The sequence below is a fragment of the Bradyrhizobium sp. SZCCHNPS1003 genome, from assembly GCF_032381555.1.
Classification (GTDB): Bacteria; Pseudomonadota; Alphaproteobacteria; order Rhizobiales; family Xanthobacteraceae; genus Bradyrhizobium.
In genome coordinates, this window is sequence record NZ_JAUHIU010000010.1 from 125,338 (window position 1) to 144,622 (window position 19,285).

Genomic DNA, 19,285 nt, shown 5'->3' on the forward strand with positions numbered 1-19,285 from the left:
CTCGACGCTCAGGCAATCTAAGATCGCCGAGCTTTGCGGCAGGAGATGCTATCGGATTGGATACGAACCGGTGATTCGGTATCTTGCAATAGTCGTGACGCTGTTCGCTGCTGTGTTCGTGCCGCTGCTTGCGGTGCTGGAATGGGCCGGCTGGCGATTGGGCGCCACTGTTCCTCTTTCGACAATCGCAGCTGAGCAGTCGCGCAGCGACCGGCTCGTCTGGCTCGGAACATTCAAGGACTATGCGGCTTACAAGCTCGAGCGAATCAGGCTCACTCGCCCTGAGATCTTGCTGGTGGGGAGCTCTCGCTGCGGCCAGGCCCGCGAGCAGATGTTTCGCCCCTATATCACTTATAATGCCTGCCTGACGGCTTGGCCTCTCACCCACGTCGTGGATTTCATCGATCGCGCAACCACGGCTGCGAACCCGCGGGTCGTCGTCGTGGCGCTTGATTATTTCCTGTTCGACGATTCCCTCGCCGACGCCTGGCGGAAGGAACGCACGATGGACTTCGCCCAGGGGCTCGATTCGCACCGGCGAAAGTTGCACAGCGTGGTAGAGTTCGCGATCCGGACTGGCGGAAACATCGAAGCGATACGGTCGGCGCTACTGATTCCACAAATCGAGCCTGTGGATAACAACAAACTGATGGGTCCAGATGCGATTCGCGGGAAGTTCGGATTCCGCAAGGACGGCTCTGTCATTGTTGCCCCCCCCTATCGAAATACGTCGGCCGAGTCACTGTCTCGAGGCGCTCAATACATCCTGTCGTTCTGGGGCACATCCGACCTCAGCGAAAGGCAGCTCCGCGAGGTCGAGCGCTTGTCCCGACTGTCTCGCGAACGAGGCTTCTTGGTGGTTGCGATCCAATATCCATTTCTGGAAAGCGCGGCCGCCTTCCTCGATACCGATGAAGCCTACCGGCGCTATTCTGGTCACTGGCGCGAGATCAGGAGTCCACAGACCGTCGAAAGATTTGCGCAGCTAGGCATTCAGTTCTTCGACATGAGCCGCACCGAGATATCGCGCGATGCCGGCAACTTCTTCGATCCCGCGCATCCTTCGGAACGGGGCATGCTCAAGACCTACCTCGCACTGCTGGACCGCCCCGAGTTCAGCAAGCTGTTTCCGCTGATCGACCGCAGCGCGTTGACGGCCGATCTTGAAAAAGGACAAGGTGAACAGTTCGACCTCTATCACTGAGACGTCCTGCGAGAGACTGGCGTCCCCGAGGCTTTTCCGCGTGGCCCGCCGACCAGCGCAACGCAGTCCGTCTCTCGCCGGAGCATTCCCGGATCCATCCTTCGCCTGATTCGTCTGCACAGCGCCGAGCATTGCCGTGAAGGACGATGAGCTCTCCGGAAGCCGCATTCCGACGCGACCACACAACCGCAAGCTAACAGGACTGTTTGTGCTGCTGCGCACACCTGATAAAGAGACCATTGGAAATGATCGGCCGCCGGCCCCTCCATCGCTCCGATCTCGGGGTCACGCTTGTTTTTTTCGCAACGAAATCAATGTCGGGCATGAAAGATGCAGATCGGAACGGGATTCGCGGTGCAGATGTGCCGGGCGACAGCGACGCTTTGCATCGGAGTTCTTCGGCCGGCGAATGACACGCTGGCCGGATGTCCTACCTCAGCCCGATCGAGCCGGAGGTGAATTCCTTGGATCAGGTGATCGATATGAGTGAGATGGATCTGGCCTGCCAGACTGTTCGCGCCTCTTGTGACTCCGGGGAGACGATTGCGTTCGTGTCCGGCAACTTCAACGTCGTGCACCCCGGACATCTACGGCTCTTGAAGTTCGCCGCCGAGCAGGCCGACGTGCTGGTCGTGGGCGTCAATCCCGATTCGACGCCCGGCGTGACCCTGGCGCAGGACATGCGCCTCGAAAATGTGCGTTCCATCGCCTTTGTGCACCATGCCGTGCGCTTGGATACGTCGGCGTCCGACTTCATCGCGCATCTGAAGCCGACCGTCGTCGTCAAGGGCAAGGAGTTCGAGGATCGCGCCAATCCCGAGCAGGAGGCCGTGGACGTCTATGGCGGGCGGCTGATCTTCTCGTCCGGTGAGTTGCGCTTTGCGTCGCTGTCGCTGCTGGAACGCGACGCCAACATCGACATCTCCACGGTTCGCAAACCGCAGGAATTTCCCAAGCGCCACGGCTTCGAGATCACGAATCTGAAGGATCTGCTCCGCAAGCTCTCCGGCATGCGGGTCGCCGTCATCGGCGACCTGATCGTCGACGAATATGTCACCTGCGATGCGGTCGGCATGTCCCAGGAGGATCCGACCATCGTGGTGACGCCGCTGATGACCCGCACCTTCGTCGGCGGTGCCGGCGCGGTTGCGGCGCATGCCCATGGCCTCGGCGCGGACGTGAAGTTCTTCACGCTCGTCGGCGACGACGAGGCGGCGCGATTCGCGCGCAACACGCTGGAACAGCATGGCGTCAACTTCAACGCCTTCACCGACCAGAGCCGGCCGACCACGCGCAAACAGCGTTTTCGCGCGCTCAACAAGACGTTGCTGCGGGTCAACCATCTGCGCCAGCACGCCTCGGACGCCGACCTGCAGCGGCAAATGCTGACATCGGTCGAGCGTGCCTTGAAGACCTGCGATCTGCTGCTGTTCTCCTGCTTCAACTATGGCTGCCTGCCGCAGGATCTGGTCGACGCGATCGCGGATCGCGCCCGCGCACAGGGCGTGATGATGGCGGCCGACAGCCAGGTGTCCTCGCAGACCGGCGACGTCTCCCGCTTCAAGGGCATGACCCTGCTGACGCCGACCGAGCGCGAGGCGCGCGTCGCGCTGAACGACTTCATCTCGGGCCTCGCCGTGATCAGCGAGCGGCTGGTCGAGCGGGCCCGCACCAAGAATCTGGTGATCACGCTCGGCGCCGAAGGCGCGCTGATCAACACCTTGGCGGATGGCACCTTCACCTCGGACCGGCTGCCGGCGTTCAATCCGTCGCCGAAGGACGTGTCCGGCGCCGGCGATAGCTTCTTCATGGCCTGCTCGATGGGCCTGCGCGCGGGCGCCGATATCTGGCGGGCCTCCTATCTCGGATCGCTGGCGGCCGCCCTCCAGGTCTCCCGCGTCGGCAACCTGCCGTTGACGACGGCGGAGCTGGTGCGGGAAATCGACGAGACCGGGTTCAGCCAGGAGTAGGATATCGTCATGCGTGCCCTCCTGCTCGCGGCGGGGATCGGAAGCCGGCTGCGCCCGCTGACCAATACGACGCCGAAATGCCTGGTGCGTGTGCACGACCGGCCATTGCTGGACTACTGGCTCGATCTCGTGTTCGAAGGCGGCATCGAGCGCGCGCTGCTCAACACACACTGGCTCGCCGAACAGGTGCGCGCGCACGTGGCGCAATCGCGCTGGCGGGACCGCATCGATCTCGTTCACGAAGATGAACTGCTCGGGACGGGCGGCACCGTGCTTGCCAACCGCGCCTGGTTCGGCGACCAGCCCTTCCTCGTGGCTCACGCCGACAATCTGACGGATTTCGACGTCGCGGGGCTGCTCTCCGCCCATCGCAACCGCCCTGATGGCTGCATCATGACGATGCTCGCGTTCCGCACCGATGATCCGAGCTCGTGCGGGATTCTCGAGCTGGACGATCAGCACAGGGTGATCGCCTTCCACGAGAAGGTCAAGAATCCGCCTGGGAACCTCGCCAATGGCGCGGTCTACGTGTTCGATCCTGCCGTCATCACCGACATCGCCGCGTTGGGAAAGCCGATCGTCGATCTCTCCACCGAAATCATCCCCAACTATCTCGGACGCATTTTGTGCGTGGAAACCAGCGGTTATCATCGGGATATCGGTAACCCGGAAAGCTTGCGCCGGGCCCATTTGGAGTTTAATCACGAACCGCGCCGTGGCGGGGACGTCTGACGGGCGGCTTGCGCCGCCGGGCTGGTCGCCTTCCCTAGCCAATTTGTATAAAGGTGCGCGCGACGCGCCAGCCGGCGACACGACAGGCGAGCCACGGGGATTGCTCAGATGAAGATATTCGTGACCGGAGCGTGCGGCTACAAGGGCAGCGTGCTCGTGCCGAAGCTCTTGAAGGCCGGCCACAAGGTGGTCGCGTTCGACATCATGTGGTTCGGCAATTTCCTCGAGCCGCATCCGGATCTCACCGTCGTCCAGGGCGACGTCCGCAATCCCGACGCGATCGACCTGACCGGGGTCGACGCCATCATCCATCTCTCCAGCGTTGCCAACGACCCCTGCGGCGATCTCGACCCCAAGCTGACCTGGGAGATCTCCTGCCTCGCCACGATGCAGCTCGCCGACCGCGCCTATCGCCACGGCATCAAGCGCTTCATCTACGCGTCCTCCGGCAGCGTCTACGGCGTGAAGGAAGAGGAGCAGGTCACCGAGGACCTCGAGCTGCTGCCGATCTCCGAGTACAACAAGACCAAGATGTGCGGCGAGCGCATCGTGCTGTCCTACAAGGACGACATGGTGGTGCAGATCGTCCGTCCCGCGACCGTGTGCGGCTACTCTCCGCGCCAGCGGCTCGACGTCTCCGTCAACATGCTGACGATGCAGGCGCTGATGAACGGCCGCATCACCGTGTTCGGCGGCGACCAGACCCGGCCGAACATCCACATCGACGACATCACCGACCTTTATCTCTTCCTGCTCGATCATCCTGAGCACACCGGGATCTATAATGCGGGCTTCGAGAACATCTCGATCCTCGACATCGCCAATCTGGTCACCAAGCACGTGCCGGCTGAGGTCATCGTGACGCCCTCGAACGACCCGCGCAGCTATCGCGTCAACTCCGATCGCCTGCTCGCGACCGGCTTCCGCCCGAAGAAGACGGTGGAGGACGCGATCAAGGAAATCATCGGCATGTACTCGCAGGGCCAGCTCAAGAACGACGATCGCTGGTACAATCTGAAATGGATGGAGAAGGAGGTCGTGAAATGAACGTCCTGGCCTTCAAGACCCCCGGCAGCCTGTTCGCCGACTACACCAGCCGCTTCAGCACCGTGCTGAAGGATTTCGACTGGAGCCCGGTCGAGAAGCTCGCCTATGATCTGCGCGACTGCTGGCAGACCGGCCGGCAGGTGTTCTTCTGCGGCAATGGCGGCAGCGGCGGCAACGCCAACCACCTCGCCAACGATTTCCTCTACGCGCTCTCGAAGACGCCGGGCTCGGGTCTGCGCGTGCACTCGCTGTCGTCGAACCCATCCGTGATCACCTGCCTCGCCAATGACGAAGGCTATGACCAGGTGTTCTCGCTGCAGCTCGCGGTGCTCGCGCGCAAGGGCGACGTGCTGATCACCTTCTCCGGCTCCGGCAACTCGCCGAACATCCTGAAGGCGCTGGAAGAAGGCAAGAAGATCGGCATGACCAGCTATGCCGTGCTGGGCTTTTCCGGCGGCAAGGCCAAGGCGCTCGCCGACGTGCCGATCCATTTCGCGGTCGACGACATGCAGATCGCCGAGGACGCGCAGATGGTGATCGGCCACATGATCATGCAGTGGCTGTACGCCCAGCGCGGCGACATCATCACGACGCGCGAGGTCTGACGGACAGGGACGATGGCTGCGAACGAAAAGTACCTGATCCTCGGCTCGAACTCGTTTTCGGGCGCAACCTTCGTCGACTTCCTGGCCGCGGCCGGTCACGACGTGATCGCGACCAGCCGCTCGGACGAGCCGCATGACGCCTTCCTGCCGTACAAATGGCAGAAGCGTCCCGGCAAGGTCCGCTTCCAGCGCGTCGATCTCAATCACGATCTCGATGCGCTCAAGGCGCTGCTGGCCTCGGAGCGGCCGACTCACGTCGTGAACTTCGCGGCCCAGAGCATGGTCGGCGAGAGCTGGCTGCATCCAGACCACTGGATGATGACCAACGTCGTCTCCGCGGTCCGGCTGCACGACATCCTGCGCAACTATGACGGCCTCGACCGCTACGTCCACGTCACGACGCCCGAGGTCTACGGCTCGACCGAGGGCTGGGTGCGCGAGGACGCAGCCTTCAACCCGTCGACGCCCTACGCCGTGTCGCGCGCGGCCGGCGACATGAGCCTGCGCACCTATTTCGCCAACTACCAGTTCCCCGTGGTCTTCACACGTGCGGCCAATGTGTACGGCCCGGGCCAGCAGCTCTACCGCATCGTGCCGCGCACCATCGTGGCGGCGATGACGGGGCAGAAGCTGCGGCTTGACGGCGGCGGCAAGTCGATCCGCGTCTTCATCCACATGACCGACGTGTCGGATGCGACGGTGAAGATCGGACGCAGCGGCAAGCTCGGCGAGACCTATCACATCTCGGGCTACGAGTTGGTCTCGATCCGCACCCTGGTCGAGATGATCCTGGCGCGTCTCGGCAAGTCGTTCGAGGATTGCGTCGAGATCGGACCGGAGCGCCCCGGCAAGGACACCGCCTACACGCTCGACAGCTTCAAGCTGCGCACCGAGCTCGGCTGGCGCGACACGTTCTCGCTGGAACAGGGCATCGACGACGTCATCGCCTGGGCGCGACGTTTCGAGGATGTCATGGCCAAGCTGCCGACCAAGTACGAACATAAACCCTGATCGACCCCTGCGCTTCCCGGAGAAGCGCGACTGGAGAGCACGATGAACGTTGCAGTCCGGAGCCCGGCGGCCAAGCCTGACGCCGCCGCCCTGAAGGCGCAGGCCGCAAGGTTGCGCGGCAAGATCATCGAGATGTCGCACAAGGCGCAGGCCGCGCATCTGGCCTCGTCGCTGTCCTGCGCCGATGCGATGACCGCAGCCTATTGGCATGTGCTGAACATCGACCCGAAGAATCCCACCGACCCGCTGCGCGACCGCTTCATCCTCTCCAAGGGTCATGCCGCCGCGGCGCTGTTCGCGACCCTGGCGATGAAGGGCTACTTCCCGATCGAGGAGCTCGACACCTACTGCCAGGACGGCGGCCGGCTCGCCGAGCATCCGCCGGCGAACCTTTTGCCCGGCGTCGAGGCGGCCACCGGCTCGCTCGGCCACGGCCTGCCGCTCGGCTGCGGCATGGCGCTCGCAGGGCGCATCAAGGGCGAGAACTACCGCGTGTTCGCCCTGCTCTCCGACGGCGAGAACAACGAGGGCTCGGTGTGGGAGGCGGCGATGTTCGCCGCCGCCCAGAAGCTCGAGAATGTCTGCGTCGTCGTCGACTACAACAAGTGGCAGGCGACCGCGCGCTCCAACGAAACCCTGATGCTGGCGCCGCTGCGCGACAAATGGGCCGCGTTCGGCTGGGACGCCCACGAGATCGACGGCCATGACATCGGCGCGCTGGCGGAAGCCATGCAGAACATCCCGAACGGCTCCGGCAAGCCGGTGGCGCTGATCGCCCATACCGTGAAGGGCAAGGGCGTGTCGTTCATGGAGGACGACAACAACTGGCACTATCGCGCCCCGACCGCTGAGGAAGTCGTCAAGTCGTTCAAGGAGCTCGGCCTGTCATGAGAAACGCGTTCGCTGACGAACTGACCAAGCTCGGCAACGAGGACAGCCGCGTCGTCATGCTCTCGGGCGACATCGGCAATCGCCTGTTCGACAAATTCAAGGACAAGCACCCCAGCCGCTTCTTCAACTGCGGCGTCGCCGAGGCCAACATGATGGGCGTCGCCGCCGGCATGGCCATGAACGGCCTCCGCCCAGTCGCCTACACGATCACGCCGTTCGTGACGACGCGCTGCCTGGAGCAGATCCGCACCGACGTCTGCTATCACGAGGTCCCCGTGACCATCGTCGCGGTCGGCGCCGGCCTCGCCTATTCCGGCCTCGGCCCGACCCACCACGCCTGCGAGGACATCTCGTTCCTGCGCTCGATCCCGAACATGGTCGTGATCTGCCCGGGCGATGCCTTCGAGGTGCGCGGCGCGCTGCGCGCGGCGATGCAGCAGGACCGCCCGGTCTACATCCGCATGGGCAAGAAGGGTGAGCCTGTCGTTCACAAGGGCCCTCTTGCGGATTTCAAGATCGGCAAGGCCATCACGATCGAGGAAGGCAGCGACGTCTGCCTGCTCTCCACCGGCAACATGCTGCCGGAAGTCATTGAAGCGGCACATAAGTTGAAGGAGAAGGGGATCTCCGCCGAGGTCGTCAGCTTCCACACCGTGAAGCCGCTGGATGAGGACAAGCTCAAGCAGGCCTTCGGCCGCTTCAAGCTGGTCGCGACCATCGAGGAGCATTCGCTGATCGGCGGCTTCGGCTCCGCCGTCTCCGAATGGCTCGCCGATACCGAGACGAAGCACCAGAAGTTCCTGCGCTTCGGCACGCCGGACGCCTTCTTCAAGAAATCAGGCGAACAGGAATACGCCCGCGAGGTGCTGGGACTGACCGGCCACCAGATCGCGGACAAGATCATCCACGCGTTGAGCTGAGACATCACATGAAGACCCAAGCTGCCCTCCTGGTCCAGACCGGCCAGCCGCTCGTCCTGGCCGAGATCGAGACGCCGGCCCTGAAGCCGGGGCAGGTCCTGGTCGAGATCGCCTATTCCGGCGCCTGCGGCACGCAGGTGATGGAGTGGCGCGGCGACAAGGGCGAGGACAAATGGGTGCCGCACTGCCTGGGCCATGAGGGCACCGGCACGGTGATCGAGGCCGGCAGCGCCGTCACCAAGGTCAAGGTCGGCGACAAGGTCGTGCTGTCCTGGATCAAGGGCACGGGCATCGAGGCCGGCGGCGCCGTCTATGACTGGGATGGCAAGAAGGTCAACGCCGGCGGCGTCACCACCTTCCAGCGCCATGCGGTCGTCAGCGAGAACCGCCTGACCCTGCTGCCGCCCGACCTGCCGATGGATGTCGCGGTGCTGCTCGGCTGCGCCGCGCCGACCGGCATGGGCGCGGTCTACAACGTGCTCAAGGTGCAGCCGGGCGACGCGGTCGCCGTGTTCGGCACCGGCGGCATCGGCCTCAACGCGCTGATGGCAGCGGCGCTCGCGGGCGCCATGCCGGTGATCGGCATCGATCCCAACCCGACCCGCCGTGCGCTCGCCCAGATCTACGGCGCGACTCACGTGATCGACGCTGGTGGCGACGTGCTGGCCGAGATCAAGAAGATCGTGCCGCAGGGCGTTGATCTCGCGGTCGAATCCTCCGGCATTCCGGCCGTGATGGAACAGGCGATCAACGCCACGCGCCAGCAGGGCGGCCGCGCCGTCGTGATCGGCAATGCCAAGCATGGCGCGGCGCTCACGCTGAATCCCGGCGTCTTCAACCAGGGCAAGAGCCTGCTCGGCACCTGGGGCGGCGACAGCGTGCCGGATCGCGACTACGGGCGCTACGGCCGGCTGCTGAGCTCCGGCCGCTTCCCGGTGCGGGATCTGCTGTCGAAGCCCTACAGCCTCGCCCAGGCCGACCAGGCGCTGCAGGATCTGGCCGCCGGCAAGGTCGGCCGTCCGCTGATCGACATGTCGCTGCGTTAAGTCCAGGCCATGCGGATCGGGATCGACTTCGACAACACGATCGCCTGCTATGATGGCGTGTTTCATGCGGCCGCACTCGAGCGCGGCCTGATCCCGGCCGATCTCGGCCGCGACAAGAACAGCGTCCGCGACCATCTCAACGGCAGCGGGCGCAAGGACGATTTCACCGAGCTGCAGGGCTATGTCTACGGCGCCCGTATGGACCTGGTGTCGCCCTATCCCGGCTTCGCGGAGTTCGTCGATGCGGCCCGTGCCGCCGGCCATGACCTGTTCATCGTCAGCCATAAGACCAGGCACCCCATTCTCGGACCGAAGCACGACATGCATGCCGCAGCGCGCGGCTTCCTGACCGACCGCGGCCTGATGGGATCAGCGCCCGGCCAGATCGCGCCGGACCGGGTGTTCTTCGAACTGACCAAGGACGACAAGGTCGCCCGCGCCCACGCGCTGGCCTGCGAGCTGTTCGTCGACGACCTGCCGGAGATCCTGGCCATGGCCGGATTTCCGCAAGGCATGCGCAGGGTGCTGTTCGATCCGGAGGACCAGTTCGCGACCAAGGCCACGGGCTATGAGCGCCGCACCTCCTGGGCCGAGATCGCGGCGGATGTCGTCCGTGACCGCGGCTGAGGCCAACGCCGACGCCGCCCTGCTGGCGCTCGCCCAGCGCCTCGCCGCGCAGGCCGGCAAGGCGAGCCCCAGGGCGCTGACGCGGCTGGCCGGCGGCCGCAACAACCAGGTCTTTCGCGTCGACACCGCCGACGGCCCGCTGGTCCTCAAGCGCTACTTCACCGATGCCCGCGACACCCGCGACCGGCTCGGCGCTGAATGGAGCTTCATCAGCCATGCCTGGTCGCGCGGCGTCCGCGTCGTGCCGGAACCGCTGGCCTGCGACCGCGCCGAGCAGGCTGGCCTCTACAGCTTCGTCGAAGGACGCAAGCTGACGGCTGCCGAGCTGGCACCTGTTCATGTCGAGGCCGCGATCGATTTCGTGCTCGCGGTGAACGCCCCGCCCCGCCCTGCGCTGGCGCCGGGCTCGGAAGCCTGCTTCTCGCTGGCCGAGCACATCGCGACCGTCGAGCGCCGTGTGGCGCGGCTGGCGACACTCGATTCCGACGTACCGCATGTGGCCGAGGCCCGGCAATTCGTGGCGACGCAGTTGCAGCCGGCCTGGGCAGACGTCAAGGCGACCGTTCTGAGCGGCGCCGCGGCCGAAGGGCTCGGCCTGGAGGCCGCCATCCCCGCCGATCAGGTCTGCCTGTCGCCGTCCGACTTCGGCTTCCACAACGCGCTGATCGACGACGCGGGCAAGCTGACCTTCCTCGATTTCGAATATGCCGGCCGCGACGATCCGGCCAAGCTGGTGTCGGACTTCTTCTGCCAGCCGGAGGTGCCGGTGCCGCTGGCGGTGCACGAGCATTTCACCGAGCGGCTGACCGAGGGACTCGGGCTCGATGCGGCCAGCGTCGCGCGCTGCCGGCTGCTGCTCGATGCCTACCAGGTCAAGTGGACCTGCATCATCCTGAACGACTTCCTGCCGCTCGGCGCCATCAGGCGCGCCTTCGCCGACACCGGCGCCTGGGCGCAGCGTTGCGCCGCGCAGCTCGCCAAGGCCGAGGCGCAGCTCGGCCTGATCGGCGCCACATCCGACTAACCGACAATCCCACGCCCGGAGATCTTCATGGCCTATCGCGAGTTCGTCAGTCTCGTCCACAAATCGACCAAGCGCGACTATCTCGCGCGTGTCACCCAGCGCGACAAGGCCGATGTCGCGGAGATGGCGATCAAGTACGATTACGACTATTGGGACGGCAGCCGCGAGACCGGCTATGGCGGCTACAAATATGACGGCCGCTGGCGCAAGGTCGCCGACGCGATGATCGAGACGTACGGCATCAAGCCGGGCATGCGCGTGCTCGACGTCGGCTCCGGCAAGGGCTTCATTCTGCACGATTTCCGCGAGGCCATCCCGGATCTCGAGGTCGCCGGCATCGACATCTCGTCCTACGGCGTCGAGCACACGATGGAGAGCGTGAAGCCGTTCTGCCAGGTCGGCACCGCGGCCAAGCTGCCCTACCCCGACAAGCACTTCGATCTGGTCATCTCGATCAACACGCTGCACAACCTCTACAACTACGATCTCGATGCCGCCCTGCGCGAGATGGAGCGCGTCAGCCGCGGCGCCAAATATCTCTGCGTCGAGGGCTACCGCAACGAGCGCGAGAAGGTGAACCTGATGTACTGGCAGCTCACCTGCCGCATCTTCCACACCCCCGAGGAATGGGCCTTCGAATTCAAGCGCTCCGGCTACACCGGCGACCACGAATTCATCTTCTTCGAATGAGTGCGAGCTGAGAGCGTCGACAGGCGCTCTCGCGACGCATTGGCGTCCGACGTCGAGAGGCCAGGACCACACGACTTCGCCATCCGCGCCAGCTGCGCTCGTCTGGCGCAGCCGTCACGTCCATCGCAGCCCACCTCCACGTATCGTGACGACGCGTACGTCCCTCTGCACGAGGCGGGATGTGACAAGACAACCACATTTTCTGTCAAAACGAAAGACAATAATTTTTGGGGACGGGACTGGACAGGAGTCATGCCATTGAAACGTAACGTGATTTCTATTCAGATCTCGGGGGCTTTAACCTCCGAGGTCTAGGGCAGAAAGACGGGCGGCAGCGACCACGGTCGCAGACGTCTCTGGCATCGGTGTTCCGGACCAGATCGCGGCTGACTCCCCCAGCGGATTCGCGCGTCCTCGTTGGCGTGTCCGCCAACTGCGTAATGTATGAGCGTTGCCAGCAGAAACTCTGTTCAAGACTCTCATTAAGATTGCGAGCGGTGGAGCGCCGCGATTAAATTAGCCGCGAATGCCCCCTATTTTTTCGTGGGTCAAACGTGAAACCGCGCGCTCCAGCCAGCTCGCGCATCCATACATTTCCTTAAGCCCCTGAACCAGTGCGAAGCTACTGCGGAGCATCAAGAGAACGATCAATGATCCGCACCAACTTCGATCTTGACATCATTGCCGCCAAATTCGTTTCGATCGGTCTACGTGCAGCCTCGCGGCTCGGGATCGATAACTTTCTTATCAACTGCCTCTTTGTTTTTCTTCCGCTTCGCTGGTCAACTCGGCTGGTCATTCTGCTTCGAAAGCACCGGCACAATCGAGACCTAGACCGCCATTTCCGATTCTTCTGCGGACCCGAGCTAGGGCGAGACCTGTCGTGGCTCCGCTCCTCTCTTGTCGAGCGGGGATACGCGAATGAAGTCTGGTACTATCTTTATCTGACCGACCACTATCAACTCGCCCTTGATCTGTTTCCGCAACTGGATTGGCAACAAGCCGACAATGACATCCTCAAAGCGTTGAATGAATTCGCCCAGGGCGCCGATTCCGGCTACTTGATGAACTTGTTAGCCCAGATTCACTTTGTTGACTGGAGCGCAACCGAGAAAAACAACTTATTCGCCTTTTCAAAAGCCACCCGCACGATGATGGACAACCGCGTATTTGAAGTTGAGGAACGGAATTATAGGCATAAAGAGCTTTCCAATCCCGATCTCGCGCATGCCGAGATCGACCGTTACATCCCTCATTTCTTTAGAAACAAGTGGATCATAGAGAGCTTGCAGTCGGCGCTTGGTCTCCACCGGCATCAGGACATTGCGTCACAGCTCGAAAACGCGGGTCAGTATTGGGAACCCTATCCGAACGCGAACACGCCGGAAGCCGCAAGTGTTGCTTGCTACTATGCCTATAACTATCTGCAGGCGCGCACTTACAACAACGGCGAAGGAGCGCGTGTGAGTGCGCTTGCGCAGGCGGCCGTGCGCAACCGAAACGGCTTAAGGGCCCACATGCCCATCGCGTCCAAGGAGCTCAGGGCAGCTCTCGAACAAGCCGGCATTGGCGAACTGCACGAGCTCCGTCTATTGTCTCCAGACTGGGGAGCGGTCATCGGGCACTCCGGTCACCTCAACGTTCACCTGATGATGAGGGAGCTCGGCTGGTGGTCCGGCTCCCCGCTACTTCTCACTTACGCGGACAAGATCGCCAATCGACCGTTTCTCAAGCTGATGGAAGATCGATGCCCGACGTGGATCGCCGGCGAAAACGTCAGCTTCAGCGTATGGCACGAACTCGCCGGTCTCACGCCCTTTGTCAGCGAGGCTCAAACCTTCGAGCTTCCTGATGGACGGATAGTCAATTGGAACGACGCAGGGGCTATGGCTGTCGCTGAATGGCAGCGACAAGGCCGCGGCGCTCATCTTCGCGACAGGTACGATGGGTTGAGCACGACGGGCGAGGTCTGTGCGCGGTTCGACCGGCTTCGCACCTCGTGGGGCATGACGCCCAAGGATTGGTATGTTTGCCTGCATATGCGGGATGCCGCAACGCGAGGGAATGTCGAGGGCGAAGGAGAGTCAATCAGGAACACAGAGCTGAGGAACTATTTCGACGCCGTAAACCACATCGTATCGCTGGGCGGCTGGGTCGTTCGAATGGGCGGACCAAAGGCTCCACAACTCCCCCCGATGAAGCAGGTCATCGACTACGCCCATTCAGTGGATAAAAGCGCTGAAATGGACATCCATATTGTCCGACATGCACGAGCATTCATCGGTACGACATCCGGATTTTCCTACGTCGCGTCGAGCTTCGACATTCCGTCGGCAATCGTTGACGCGATTTCGTCGATAGGACTTCTCTGGACCAAGAACACTCGCTTTACGACGAAGCTGGTTCGCACTCAGCAGGGACGTCTGCTTTCGCTTGCGGAACTCACGTCTGAGCAATTTCGCTGGTCATTGGCCAATTTCGAAAGTCTCGATCGGGCCGGGTTGACAGTCGAGGACAACAGCTCCGACGAGATCTTGGAGGCGACCAAAGAAGTCACAGGACTGGCCCTGGTCGAGCCGGACGCCAACGCGCCTACGGCGGACCCGTCGTGGACAAGAGGCTTCGAAAATCCCGACTTCTTTGGCGCCTCTCGCCCATCCAGATATTTTATCGACAAGCGACGCGAATTATTGCAATGAACCATCGTTTTCGGGCTCTGCCGCGCGGGGGCAGCACGGTCTTGAATAGAGTTTTGCGCGCCGGTCGGAACCACGATCCCGTAGCCAACCAATGGGTGGACGCAGGCGTCATGCACTCGCGGATTCCTTCCTACCCATAATGTGAGCCGGCATGCCTCAGTCTCCCAATCACTCGTATCGCCCGGATATCGACGGGCTGCGTGCCGTGGCAGTCATTGCCGTGCTCATGTATCACGCATTGCCGAGCATGCTGCCTGGAGGCTTCTTCGGTGTCGACATCTTCTTTGTAATCTCTGGCTATTTGATTACGGGCATAATCCACCAGCAGATTCAACAGAACCGGTTCAGCCTCGCGGAATTCTATATGCGGCGCATCCGCCGCATATTTCCCGCACTCGTTTTGGTCATCGCGATCACCTTTGCGGCGGGCTGGTTTCTCCTGCCCATGCGCGAGATGAAGTCTCTGGGCGCCAATATTGCCGGGGGCGCGATCTTTGCCCAGAATTTTATCCTGCTCGGTCAGATCGGCTATTTTGATTTAGCAGCTGACAAAAAGCCCTTGCTGCATCTTTGGTCTCTTGGAATTGAGGAGCAGTACTACCTCGTGTGGCCACTTGCTCTCCTGGGCTTGCGCCGGAAAGCTCCAAGCGCTCTACTCGCCATCGTTTCGTCGCTCGCAGTCGCATCGTTCGTTCTCTGCATCGCGATCGGAACCTACGCGCCCGACCTTGCCTTCTATCTTCCCGTGACACGCGCATGGGAACTGCTGGCCGGCTCCGCCCTCGCAGTATGGCAATTCCGAAGCGCCAATGATCTGACCGAGGCACGCATCGGACGGTTCGAAGAGGCTGCTGCCGCGGGAGCCATAGCCGTCGTCGCAGCGAGCTTGTTCGCCTATCGTCCGTGGATGCAGGTTCCGGGTTGGGTCACCCTGCTGCCCGTGCTCGGCACTGTCGGAATCATCGGAAGCGGAGCCACGCTGATTCATCGCCGCATTCTCGCGTGTCGTCCGATGGTCTTCATCGGGCTTATCAGCTATCCGCTCTATCTATGGCATTTCCCGCTCCTGGCGTACGCACGAATCCACTTCGTCGATGGACTACGGCTACGACAGAGCGTCACCATCCTGCTGGTCAGCGTCATTCTCGCTTGGCTCACGTACCGACTGCTGGAATGCCCCGTGAGATTCGGCAAAGGCAACCAGAAGATCAAGGTGGCGGCTCTGACCGCCGCGATGCTCGCACTCGGAATCGTAGGTCTCACTGCGGACCTGACCAACGGCTTGCCGATCAGAATTCCAGATTCCATTCGCCCATTCATGCTGACGGGTGACGAATCGTTGCCGAACTTCCGGTCCGCAAAATGTCTGCTGCTTCCGCACCAGGGACCTGAGGATTTCGATAGTCAGTGCGGCGGCAGCGGCCGACGACCGCTCATTCTGATCTGGGGCGATTCTTACGCCGCTTCGCTGTACCCTGGACTCCGGCATTCCGCCGAAGAACGAGCAGTCGATGTCGCGCAGTTCACCTCTTCCGCTTGTCCGCCGCTGGTCGGGTTTGTCAATCCCGAACGACGCTTTTGCAAGGCGAACAACGACTACATCCTGAAGCAGGTCTCCGAGCTGCGCCCCGACGTCGTCATCCTGTTTTCGACGTGGAGCTATCACCGCAATCGCGATGACCTCAGACGAGATGTACGACACACCGCCTCACTGATTCAGCCGTTCACAAAGAAGATCGTCGTTATAGGTCCTGTAGCCAGCTGGCTTGGCCAGGGATTGCCGGCGAACGTTCTTGACTACTACTATGAAAGTGGAAATTTCTCGATCCTGCCGGAGCGGACCTGGTACCGCTCGAACGACAACTGGACCAGCGCGGCGGAATCCGCTCTCGAGCCGGAGGTCAAGGCGTTGGGGCTGGACTACATCTCGGCACATCGAACGATGTGCAATGCAGATGGATGCCTTGCCCGTATTGGCCCGGACGGCTCGGATCTCACCACGTATGACAACGGCCACCTGACATATACAGGATCGCTCTATCTGGCCGCTCAGTGGATCGATCAGATTATAAAGGATTGACCGCCGTCCGCGTCTTCGCTGCCTGATCAGAGCGGCGCCAGGAAGCCGTTCTCGTACTTGTCCAAGTAGTACTGATTGATCTTGCTGGTTCCATAATGGAAAGGAACAGCGAGATGCTTCTGCCATTGCAACAGAAGATCCTGCTTGCACGTTTCATCGAGGCGATTTGTCGCCACCTGCTCGACTTCCTCGACGGCTGCGCAGATTTCATCGGCTGTATTGTTGCACGGAAACGCTCCACTTCGGCTCAACACACCGGCATCGAAGAGACGCCAACGCCACGGTGGTGACGTGAGTTGCGCCTGGGTCAGCATCGTCCCGTCGGTGAGCCGTACCGGCTTGGGCACGAACCGCACGAGGCTGTTCCAAAGCTGCGAGTCGGTGGTGATGCCGTTGACGATGGCGCTCGGAATGCCGAAGCTGATTGCGACGTTGGTCAGGCCCGATGTCGTCCCGATGAACATCCTGGCATGACGAATGAGACAGACGTCCATCAGCTCGGACCGGCAGTCGCTCACAGCGTAGTCGAACGTCCGCTCGAGTGGCGGAAGCTGAGGCGACTTCGGACCGCCGAGCTTTATCACCCAGCCGCCCTTGCTGGTGATGAAGCGTATCGCATCGATATAGCTCTCGATGGGCGCATTGCGATGTGTCTGCCCGGCTCCCGTGACCTCGCCATAATGGGAGGCGTCGCGAACGTGAAGACAGACATACCAGTCGTCGGGCTTCATGCCGAAGCTCCCGAGCATGCCCTGGAATTCGTCCTGTACTTTCGGCGATGCCCACAACACCCGGTCGAATTCGTCACGCAGGGGATGCCCCCGGTCCTGCTCCTCCCATTGCGAGATGGCCAGCGCTCCCGCCTCCTGCCAAGGGACCACGCTGCCATTCGGCAATTCGAATACGTTGAAATTCATTCCGTACCAGCGCTGCAAGGACAGGAGCTCCTCGCCGACGGACTGCGAGACGGTCTCGCCAACCACCACGACGTGGCCGAAGCGCTCGAACAGGCGGAGAAATACAGCGTTCGCAACAAAGCCTGGACGAACGACGATCAATGCGACACCCGACCACCAGCCCAGTTCTCGCATTCGGAACAGGATATCGAGCATCCCGAGGTGACCGATCTGGGTGCTCCATTCCTCGGGAATGATCCTGAGCTGGTCCCGCGGGGCATTGAGCCTGGCCAACAACAACGTCAGTTCCGCGGATATCGGCGGCTGCAGCCGAAGGCGGAGGTTGGACTGCGCAGCGAGCGCCCGCGAGAACAACTCGATGCCGAGATCACCGCGGCCGACATGCGTCACACGCTGGCCCGTGAAGTTGCAGAGGTCGAACAGCCGTCCTTCGGGACCACATGCAAAATCGAGCGGATTGGGACGATAATTTTGCGCGGGGCGCGAAGCCAGATTCTGATGAGGACGCATGTAGTCGCGACCGTCGCGGCAGGCTTCCGTCATGGCTTCCACGGCGTCAGCCTCGTTGCCGTGGATGACGTCCAGCATCGCCTTCAGGAACGCCAGATGGCAGTTTCCGACCGTTCCCCTCGGCGATGTCACCGTCGACAGCATGCGATGGGCTTTTCCGAACTCCTCGATCTCGAACAGGGTTTGGACGAGGTGCTCGACGGTGTCGGTCGATTTCAAGACCCTGGGATTCTGCATGGCCACATCGTAGGCTTCCTGCAGGGCGCCGATTCGAATCAGAAGGCCGGCTGCTCGGGCAGGAGATCGCCGCGCCAGCGGTCCCGAAAATTGCCAGGCTGGATTGTTCGCCAACAGCGACGCAACGTGACGCCTGTAGGCGCTCTCGACGCGGCGCCTGCCTCGCAGATCGAGGACGTCAAAGGCCATCAACAGCACGAAGGCCAGCCGCGGCGGCAGCAGGCTCAGCAGCTTGGTGGTCCCGACGATCAGGATGCGCGCCCATCGCTGCGGCCCCAGCAGAGACCGCTCTCCCCAACGGGCCGATTCGGCTGGCAGAGTCTCCAGTGCGTTGAACAGCTCAAGGAATCCGCGTCTGCGCACTGGGCTCTGCAGAACTAGCGGCTCCTTGAAGCGCTGCATCGGCTACCCCAAATCCGTCTTCGGCTCACGGCCAGGCCCCGTTCTCGAACATCCAGACCGCCCTGCGGCAGACCAGGAGAAGGCTATGCCGTTTGTCGCCTGTCTCGAATTGGCTGTCGGCAATACACGCCGCATGCCTGTCGGGCTGTCAAGCCAACCTACGACCAATGAGTGTGACGAGCCCATGAACCCACTCGGTGATCGGCAACAGCCCTGCCCTGTCGACAATCAGCAGAATTGTCGACCACAGAGCCAGCTGCTCGAGCACGAGCCGGCCGATCCCCAGCAAGATGAAGACGAAAGCCACAAATCCCGCAAGCAAGGCGTTGAGGAACCCTGCGCCGACTGCAAGAAGAACACAGAAGAGGACCGTGCTCACGCAGACGGTGCGCAAGATCGATCTTAAAACGAAAACCATATCCTTCACGCCGGCGCCCCCTCTTACCAACGTTAGATCTCATGCGGCGGAACAATAGCCGCCAAAGCCCCTGGTCATCATGTGTAGCATCTTCGCTGGAAGACTGCCCAGTCGCACAATCCCCGCTACTGTAGAACAAATATCTACTGGCGTTCTTGACACTGATTCGTCGGTTGAACCGAGAAGGAGTGATGCGAGCGCTCAAAGAGCAATAGTAACGCGAAACATCACAAATGACGCGAGTTCCAGGGTCTG

Annotated in this window: 16 protein-coding genes; 14 read left to right on the forward strand and 2 right to left on the reverse strand. The window is 62.1% G+C overall.

Translation table 11 applies throughout. From position 1 onward, the window contains the following. Positions 1-94 precede the first annotated feature (94 nt). The 14 genes from QX126_RS18175 to QX126_RS18240 all read left to right on the forward strand — a co-directional run bounded on the left by QX126_RS18175 (position 95) and on the right by QX126_RS18240 (position 16,546). Positions 95-1,204 (forward strand): hypothetical protein, encoded by a 1,110-nt coding sequence (locus tag QX126_RS18175; RefSeq protein WP_315782710.1) that lies wholly within the window; start codon positions 95-97, stop codon positions 1,202-1,204. A gap of 482 nt (positions 1,205-1,686) precedes the next feature. Further along, positions 1,687-3,174, forward strand: a complete 1,488-nt coding sequence (locus QX126_RS18180; protein WP_409997764.1) for a PfkB family carbohydrate kinase — start codon at positions 1,687-1,689, stop codon at positions 3,172-3,174. A gap of 9 nt (positions 3,175-3,183) precedes the next feature. Further along, the gene (locus QX126_RS18185; RefSeq protein WP_315782712.1) at positions 3,184-3,906 is read left to right on the forward strand and encodes a nucleotidyltransferase family protein; all 723 of its coding nucleotides are present in this window, start codon (positions 3,184-3,186) and stop codon (positions 3,904-3,906) included. A gap of 108 nt (positions 3,907-4,014) precedes the next feature. Beyond that, complete coding sequence (locus QX126_RS18190; RefSeq protein WP_315738896.1) at positions 4,015-4,953, forward strand: SDR family oxidoreductase; 939 nt, start codon at positions 4,015-4,017, stop codon at positions 4,951-4,953. Beyond that, positions 4,950-5,558 (forward strand): SIS domain-containing protein, encoded by a 609-nt coding sequence (locus QX126_RS18195; protein ID WP_315712798.1) that lies wholly within the window; start codon positions 4,950-4,952, stop codon positions 5,556-5,558. Before QX126_RS18190 ends, QX126_RS18195 begins: the two co-directional genes overlap by 4 nt. 12 nt (positions 5,559-5,570) lie before the next feature. Continuing rightward, positions 5,571-6,569, forward strand: coding sequence for an NAD-dependent epimerase/dehydratase family protein (locus QX126_RS18200; RefSeq protein ID WP_315777123.1), 999 nt, complete (start codon positions 5,571-5,573; stop codon positions 6,567-6,569). A gap of 42 nt (positions 6,570-6,611) precedes the next feature. Continuing rightward, positions 6,612-7,460, forward strand: coding sequence for a transketolase (locus QX126_RS18205; RefSeq protein ID WP_315777122.1), 849 nt, complete (start codon positions 6,612-6,614; stop codon positions 7,458-7,460). Next, complete coding sequence (locus QX126_RS18210; RefSeq protein ID WP_315782713.1) at positions 7,457-8,380, forward strand: transketolase family protein; 924 nt, start codon at positions 7,457-7,459, stop codon at positions 8,378-8,380. The genes QX126_RS18205 and QX126_RS18210 overlap by 4 nt, the downstream gene beginning before the upstream one ends. A gap of 8 nt (positions 8,381-8,388) precedes the next feature. After that, the gene (locus tag QX126_RS18215) at positions 8,389-9,426 is read left to right on the forward strand and encodes a zinc-binding dehydrogenase (RefSeq protein ID WP_315782715.1); all 1,038 of its coding nucleotides are present in this window, start codon (positions 8,389-8,391) and stop codon (positions 9,424-9,426) included. A gap of 9 nt (positions 9,427-9,435) precedes the next feature. Beyond that, positions 9,436-10,053 (forward strand): hypothetical protein, encoded by a 618-nt coding sequence (locus tag QX126_RS18220; RefSeq protein ID WP_315782717.1) that lies wholly within the window; start codon positions 9,436-9,438, stop codon positions 10,051-10,053. Next, complete coding sequence (locus tag QX126_RS18225; protein ID WP_315782719.1) at positions 10,031-11,077, forward strand: aminoglycoside phosphotransferase family protein; 1,047 nt, start codon at positions 10,031-10,033, stop codon at positions 11,075-11,077. The genes QX126_RS18220 and QX126_RS18225 overlap by 23 nt, the downstream gene beginning before the upstream one ends. A 27-nt stretch (positions 11,078-11,104) precedes the next feature. Continuing rightward, positions 11,105-11,767: a class I SAM-dependent methyltransferase gene (locus tag QX126_RS18230; protein WP_315782721.1), complete on the forward strand. Its 663-nt coding sequence runs from the start codon at positions 11,105-11,107 to the stop codon at positions 11,765-11,767. 650 nt (positions 11,768-12,417) lie between these two features. Beyond that, the gene (locus QX126_RS18235) at positions 12,418-14,466 is read left to right on the forward strand and encodes a TIGR04372 family glycosyltransferase (protein WP_315782723.1); all 2,049 of its coding nucleotides are present in this window, start codon (positions 12,418-12,420) and stop codon (positions 14,464-14,466) included. 151 nt (positions 14,467-14,617) lie between these two features. Next, a complete protein-coding gene (locus QX126_RS18240; RefSeq protein WP_315782725.1) occupies positions 14,618-16,546 on the forward strand; it encodes an acyltransferase family protein in 1,929 nt (642 codons plus the stop codon). Between the two features lie 26 nt (positions 16,547-16,572). Here QX126_RS18240 and QX126_RS18245 read toward each other — a convergent pair whose 3' ends face one another. Next, complete coding sequence (locus tag QX126_RS18245) at positions 16,573-18,612, reverse strand: TIGR04372 family glycosyltransferase (protein WP_315782727.1); 2,040 nt, start codon at positions 18,610-18,612, stop codon at positions 16,573-16,575. A gap of 148 nt (positions 18,613-18,760) precedes the next feature. Continuing rightward, positions 18,761-19,030 carry a hypothetical protein gene (locus QX126_RS18250; RefSeq protein ID WP_315782888.1) on the reverse strand — a complete coding sequence of 90 codons (270 nt, stop codon included), beginning with the start codon at positions 19,028-19,030 and terminating at the stop codon, positions 18,761-18,763. Between the last annotated feature and the right edge of the window lie 255 nt (positions 19,031-19,285).

Bases quoted from the DNA above. Each gene is read 5' to 3' on its own strand.
- QX126_RS18180 (WP_409997764.1), top strand. From the start codon at position 1,687: ATGAGTGAGATGGATCTGGCCTGCCAGACTGTTCGCGCCTCTTGTGAC.
- QX126_RS18185 (WP_315782712.1), top strand. From the start codon at position 3,184: ATGCGTGCCCTCCTGCTCGCGGCGGGGATCGGAAGCCGGCTGCGCCCG.
- QX126_RS18190 (WP_315738896.1), top strand. From the start codon at position 4,015: ATGAAGATATTCGTGACCGGAGCGTGCGGCTACAAGGGCAGCGTGCTC.
- QX126_RS18195 (WP_315712798.1), top strand. From the start codon at position 4,950: ATGAACGTCCTGGCCTTCAAGACCCCCGGCAGCCTGTTCGCCGACTAC.
- QX126_RS18200 (WP_315777123.1), top strand. From the start codon at position 5,571: ATGGCTGCGAACGAAAAGTACCTGATCCTCGGCTCGAACTCGTTTTCG.
- QX126_RS18205 (WP_315777122.1), top strand. From the start codon at position 6,612: ATGAACGTTGCAGTCCGGAGCCCGGCGGCCAAGCCTGACGCCGCCGCC.
- QX126_RS18210 (WP_315782713.1), top strand. From the start codon at position 7,457: ATGAGAAACGCGTTCGCTGACGAACTGACCAAGCTCGGCAACGAGGAC.
- QX126_RS18215 (WP_315782715.1), top strand. From the start codon at position 8,389: ATGAAGACCCAAGCTGCCCTCCTGGTCCAGACCGGCCAGCCGCTCGTC.
- QX126_RS18220 (WP_315782717.1), top strand. From the start codon at position 9,436: ATGCGGATCGGGATCGACTTCGACAACACGATCGCCTGCTATGATGGC.
- QX126_RS18225 (WP_315782719.1), top strand. From the start codon at position 10,031: ATGTCGTCCGTGACCGCGGCTGAGGCCAACGCCGACGCCGCCCTGCTG.
- QX126_RS18230 (WP_315782721.1), top strand. From the start codon at position 11,105: ATGGCCTATCGCGAGTTCGTCAGTCTCGTCCACAAATCGACCAAGCGC.
- QX126_RS18235 (WP_315782723.1), top strand. From the start codon at position 12,418: ATGATCCGCACCAACTTCGATCTTGACATCATTGCCGCCAAATTCGTT.
- QX126_RS18240 (WP_315782725.1), top strand. From the start codon at position 14,618: ATGCCTCAGTCTCCCAATCACTCGTATCGCCCGGATATCGACGGGCTG.
- QX126_RS18245 (WP_315782727.1), bottom strand. From the start codon at position 18,612: ATGCAGCGCTTCAAGGAGCCGCTAGTTCTGCAGAGCCCAGTGCGCAGA.
- QX126_RS18250 (WP_315782888.1), bottom strand. From the start codon at position 19,030: ATGGTTTTCGTTTTAAGATCGATCTTGCGCACCGTCTGCGTGAGCACG.